Consider the following 4,985-nt stretch of genomic DNA (forward strand, 5'->3'; position numbering starts at 1 on the left):
CATGACCAAAAACGAATATCAAACTGACATCCATGAATTGATCCAAAAAAGACCCCCACCAACCGTGAAACACGGTCGACAGAGAAAAAATTGGCATTTGACAAGTGCACGCTGTTGAGTTCTCAAAGATCGGACGCACCAACCAGCAACAGACCACCAGGCCCGCTGCCCCGGCTGGGCAACTTCACTATCCTACACCAACCCGAACCGCCTGTCGCATCAGCGACACTCAGATCGAAGGTGAGGTTCGTTCGCAACTTGAGGGGAGCCAGGCCACCAGGCCCTCGCTCTACCCTTTGGGGCGAACAACAAGAACATTACGCCCAACCAGCCCCCACGTCGAATCCACACCCCACCCCGGGCGTGTCGCACCCCCGCGGCGACGGCAGCACACGAGCGCGGCATCCCTCACGGCACCGCGCTAGCGTTGATGACATGACCGAAGAACGCTGGGTGTGGGGCGCCGGCCTCGCCACGATCGCCGATGACGGGACCGTGCTCGACACGTGGTTCCCCTCCCCCGCCACGGGACGCATCCCGCTCGGGTACGACCCCAAGCTGCCTCCGGACGAGCTCGACCGCCTCGCGGTACCGGACGCCCGCCGCGCGGTCGAGATCGAAATCGTCACGCTGGAGGTCGATCTGACGGCCGCTCCCACCTCCACGTCGGACGCGTACCTGCGCCTGCATGCGCTGTCGCACCGACTCGCGCAGCCCAACACGGTGAACCTCGACGGCATCTTCGGCCATCTGCCGAACGTGGCGTGGACCAACGCCGGACCCGTCCACCCGGATGCGCTCACGCGCCTCCGTCCCTTCCTCGCGCGCGAAGGCATCCAGGTGCAGGGTCTCGACAAGTTCCCGCGCCTGCTGGACTATGTGACGCCTCCCGGCGTGCGGATCGCCGACGCCTCGCGCGTGCGCCTGGGCGCCTACCTCTCCCCGGGCACGACCGTCATGCACGAGGGCTTCGTCAACTTCAACGCCGGGACGCTCGGCCAGAGCATGGTCGAGGGCCGTATCTCACAGGGCGTCGTCGTCGGCGACGGCAGCGACATCGGCGGCGGCGCCTCCATCATGGGCACCCTGTCGGGCGGGGGAACCCACAAGGTCTCGGTCGGCGCACGCACCCTGCTCGGCGCGAACGCGGGCATCGGCATCTCGCTGGGCGACGACTGCATCGTCGAAGCGGGCCTGTACATCACCGCCGGCACCAAGGTCGTGCTGGTCGACGAGCCGCGGCGCGCGGACGGTTCGCCCACCACGGCGAAGGGCGGCGATCTGTCGGGTCGCGACGGCCTGCTGTTCCGGCGCAATTCGCTCACCGGGGCCGTGGAGGCTGTCCGGCGAGCCGGGGTGGGCGTCACCCTGAACGAGGCGCTGCACGCCTGATCGGGTTTCGCGAGGGCCGTCGGCGCGAGCCTGCGGCCTTCGGCGTCAGCGGCGGATCGCGTTGATCGCGAGGTCCAGCACGCGGGCGCGCTGCGCCTCGTCGTCGAACGAGGCGACTGCCGCGACCCCTGAGACCAGCTTCACCACGTCGCCGATCGTGACCTCTGGCACGACCTCGCCGGCCTGCTGCGCACGGACGAGCAACGGCTCCCCCGCGGCGAACATGATGGTGCGGCATTCCGCGAGGACGGGCGAGCGCCTGTTGAGGCCCTCCAGGAGCGCGTGCTTGGTGCCGACGTAGGCGACGAAGCGATCGAGCCACGCGCGCAGCGCATCCCACGGCTCGAGATCCGACACCTCGTCCGCGGCGCGCACCAGTGCGTCGACCTCGCCCAGATACAGCGTCTCGATGAGGTCGTCACGCGTCGGGAAGTTGCGGTACAGCGTGCCGATGCCCACTCCCGCGCGCCGCGCGATGTCTTCGAGGGATGCCGCAGAGCCCTGCTCCGCGAACGCCTCACGGCCTGCAGCGACGAGCGCGTCGAAGTTGCGCGCAGCGTCCGCGCGCTGCGGGCGGCGCGACTCGAGGGCGGAGATCCGCTCGACGACGGGCATTCTCGGAAACCTCCGGTGGTGGAACAGATGACGGCAAAGGATGGTTGCCAAACGGAGGCACCCTCCGCTAATCTCAATCCGGAGGCAACCTCCGTTCGGAGACTCACCTCCACTTTATACGGATCCGCTCGGATCCGCACCCATCGGAAGGCTCATCGATGCCCACCCACACCCCGTCATCCCGCGCGGCGTTCGCGGCGATCGCGATCAGCGTCGCCTCGCTCGCCCTCCTCCAGAACCTCGTCATCCCCGTCATCCCGCTCATCGCCGAGGACTTCGGCGTCACCGCGGACGCGGCATCCTGGACCAACACGTCCTGGCTCATCGCGGCCGCCGTCGCGACTCCCCTCCTCGGCCGCATCGGCGATCTGAGGGGCCGGCGCAACACCTTCCTCATCGTGATCGGCGTCGTCGCGGTCGGCGACATCATCGCCTCCTTCGCCGCCAATCTGCCCGTGCTGATCCTGGCCCGGGTGCTGCAGGGCGTCGGCGGAGCGCTGTTCCCCCTCGCGTTCGGTCTGCTCCGCGACGTCATGCCGCGCGAGCGTCTCACCGGTGCGATCGGCGCCACGAGCGCCATCATCGGCATCGGCGGCGCCACCGGCAGCGTGCTCGCGGGCCCGCTCGCCGCCCTGCTCGGCTGGCATGGCATCTTCGCCGTGCCGTTCATCGCCGCCGTCGCGGGCATGGTGCTCACCGTCACACTCGTCCCGCGCAGCGGTGCACGCGCGCAGGGTCACGTGAACGTGCTCTCGGCGATCCTGCTGTCGGGATGGCTGATCGCCCTGCTGGTGCCGCTCAGCTCGGGTGCTCGCTGGGGCTGGACCTCTCCCGTGACCCTCGCGCTCTTCGGGGCCGCGGTGCTGCTCATGGCCGGCTGGATCGTGTCGGAGCTCCGCTCTGACAGCCCGCTCGTCGACCTGCGGCTGATGGGCGCACGCGCGATCTGGCCGGTGAACGCCGCCTCGCTGCTCATCGGCATCGCCGCGTTCGGATTCTGGGGCTATCTGCCGCAATTCCTCGAGACGCCCATCAGCACAGGGTGGGGTCTCGGCCTGAACGTGCAGGCCGCCGGCTTCGCGCTGCTGCCGCTGCTCGTGGGCATGTCGGGCGTCGGATTCGCCGCGGGCGCGATCGCCCGGATCATCCCCCTGCGCGTGATGATGGCGTTCGGTGCCCTGCTGATGGCGGGCGGTGTGGTGTTCGCCGTCGCGGAGCACACCAGCCCTGTCACGGTCGCGGTCGCAGGCGGCGTGTTCGGCGTCGGCATCGGCCTGGCGTACGCCTCTGCCGCGAGCATCGTCGTCGAGAGCGTGCCCGCCGACCGCACCGGCATCGCCACGGGCGTGAACGCCAACCTCCGCACCATCGGGTCGGCCATCGGCTCGGCGTTCACGACGGCCGTGGTGTTCGGCTCGGTGGCCCCGGGCGGCTCCCCCGCCTTCGACGGCTACACGGTGGCGTGGCTCTCCATCGCGGGCGCCGCCGTCGTCGCGGGGATCATCGTGCTGGTCGTCCGGCCGCGGCGTCGGGCGGATGCCGCCGGCACGGATGCCGTCGAGACCCCCGACGAGACGCCGGCGTTCGCCGAGGCCGTCTGACGGATCTCCGGCGCGGACGCCCCCGAAGAAGAACGGATGCCGCACCCCTCGGGGTGCGGCATCCGTTCTTCTTCGGCTCAGCCGAGGCCGGGGTAGGTGCGCTCCGCGGCGCCGACGTACAGCTGCTGCGGACGGCCGATCTTGGTCTGGGGGTCGCTCGCCGCCTCGCGCCACTGTGCGAGCCAGCCGGGCAGGCGGCCGATCGCGAAGAGCACGGTGAACATGCGCGTCGGGAAGCCCATCGCCTTGTAGATGACGCCGGTGTAGAAGTCGACGTTCGGGTAGAGGCGGCGGTCCTGGAAGTACGCGTCGTTGAGCGCGATCTCTTCGAGCTCCTTGGCCAGGTCGAGCAGCGGGTCGCTGACGCCGAGTGCCGAGAGCACCTCGTCGGCGGACTCCTTCACGAGCTTCGCGCGGGGGTCGTAGTTCTTGTAGACGCGGTGACCGAAGCCCATGAGCTTCACCCCGTCCTCCTTGTTCTTCACCCGCTCGACGAAGCGCTGCACGCTCTCGCCCGAGTCGCGAATACGGGCCAGCATGTCGAGCACGGCCTCGTTCGCGCCGCCGTGCAGCGGCCCGTAGAGGGCGTTGATGCCGGCCGAGATCGACGAGAACTGGTTCGCGCCCGTCGAGCCGACCAGACGCACGGTCGACGTCGAGGCGTTCTGCTCGTGGTCCTCGTGGAGGATGAGCAGCCGCTCGAGCGCACGCGACATCACGGGATTCACGTCGTACACCTCGGACAGCACACCGAAGTTGAGCTTCAGGAAGTTGTCGACGAAGCCGAGCGAGTTGTCGGGATACAGGAACGCCTGGCCGATGCTCTTCTTGTGCGCGTACGCCGCGATCACGGGCAGCTTCGCGAGCATGCGGATCGTGTTGAGCTCGACGTGCTCGGGGTTGTTCGGGTCGGACTGGTGCTCGTAGTAGGTCGACAGCGCCGAGACCGCCGACGACAGCACCGACATCGGGTGCGCCGTGTGCGGCAGCGCCGAGAAGAACCGCTTCAGGTCTTCGTGCAGCAGGGTGTGCCGGCGGATCTTCTCGTCGAACTCGGCGAGCTCGTCGGCCGTGGGCAGCTCGCCGTAGATGAGCAGCCACGCCACCTCGAGGTAGGTGCTGTTCTTCGCCAGCTGCTCGATCGGGTAGCCGCGGTAGCGCAGGATTCCCTGGTCGCCGTCGATGTACGTGATCGCGGACTTCGTCGCCGCGGTGTTCACGAAGCCGTAGTCCAGTGCGGTGTGGCCGGTCTGGCGGGTGAAGGTGGAGAAGTCCACGCTCGGCGTGCCGTCGGTGCCCCGCAGCAGCGGGAACTCGGCGGTGGTGTCACCGATCGTGAGGGTGGCCTTCTCCTGCTGGGTGCCCGCGTCGCTCACG

General features: G+C 68.8%; 4 protein-coding genes. 2 read left to right on the forward strand and 2 right to left on the reverse strand.

Annotated features, from left to right (window positions below; all coding sequences use genetic code 11):
* The first annotated feature begins 435 nt into the window (after nt 1-435).
* Nucleotides 436-1,392 (forward strand): 2,3,4,5-tetrahydropyridine-2,6-dicarboxylate N-succinyltransferase, encoded by a 957-nt coding sequence (gene dapD, locus ACTHNQ_RS02890; protein ID WP_440330924.1) that lies wholly within the window; start codon nt 436-438, stop codon nt 1,390-1,392.
* A 45-nt stretch (nt 1,393-1,437) separates the two neighbouring features.
* Here dapD and ACTHNQ_RS02895 read toward each other — a convergent pair whose 3' ends face one another.
* Entirely contained in the window at nt 1,438-2,007 is a 570-nt protein-coding gene (locus tag ACTHNQ_RS02895; RefSeq protein WP_440330926.1) for a TetR/AcrR family transcriptional regulator, read from the reverse strand.
* 158 nt (nt 2,008-2,165) lie between these two features.
* Here ACTHNQ_RS02895 and ACTHNQ_RS02900 point away from each other — a divergent pair, with 158 nt between their 5' ends.
* Nucleotides 2,166-3,608 carry an MFS transporter gene (locus tag ACTHNQ_RS02900; protein ID WP_440330928.1) on the forward strand — a complete coding sequence of 481 codons (1,443 nt, stop codon included), beginning with the start codon at nt 2,166-2,168 and terminating at the stop codon, nt 3,606-3,608.
* A gap of 77 nt (nt 3,609-3,685) precedes the next feature.
* Here the strand turns inward: ACTHNQ_RS02900 and ACTHNQ_RS02905 are convergent, their stop codons facing one another.
* Nucleotides 3,686-4,984: a citrate synthase gene (locus tag ACTHNQ_RS02905; RefSeq protein WP_440330930.1), complete on the reverse strand. Its 1,299-nt coding sequence runs from the start codon at nt 4,982-4,984 to the stop codon at nt 3,686-3,688.
* Nucleotide 4,985 lies beyond the last annotated feature (1 nt).

The sequence above is a fragment of the Microbacterium sp. genome, assembly GCF_051953575.1.
Lineage (GTDB): Bacteria > Actinomycetota > Actinomycetes > Actinomycetales > Microbacteriaceae > Microbacterium.

Coding starts and splice junctions, on each gene's coding strand:
- ACTHNQ_RS02895 (WP_440330926.1), bottom strand. CDS start 2,007: ATGCCCGTCGTCGAGCGGATCTCCGCCCTCGAGTCGCGCCGCCCGCAG.
- ACTHNQ_RS02900 (WP_440330928.1), top strand. CDS start 2,166: ATGCCCACCCACACCCCGTCATCCCGCGCGGCGTTCGCGGCGATCGCG.
- dapD (WP_440330924.1), top strand. CDS start 436: ATGACCGAAGAACGCTGGGTGTGGGGCGCCGGCCTCGCCACGATCGCC.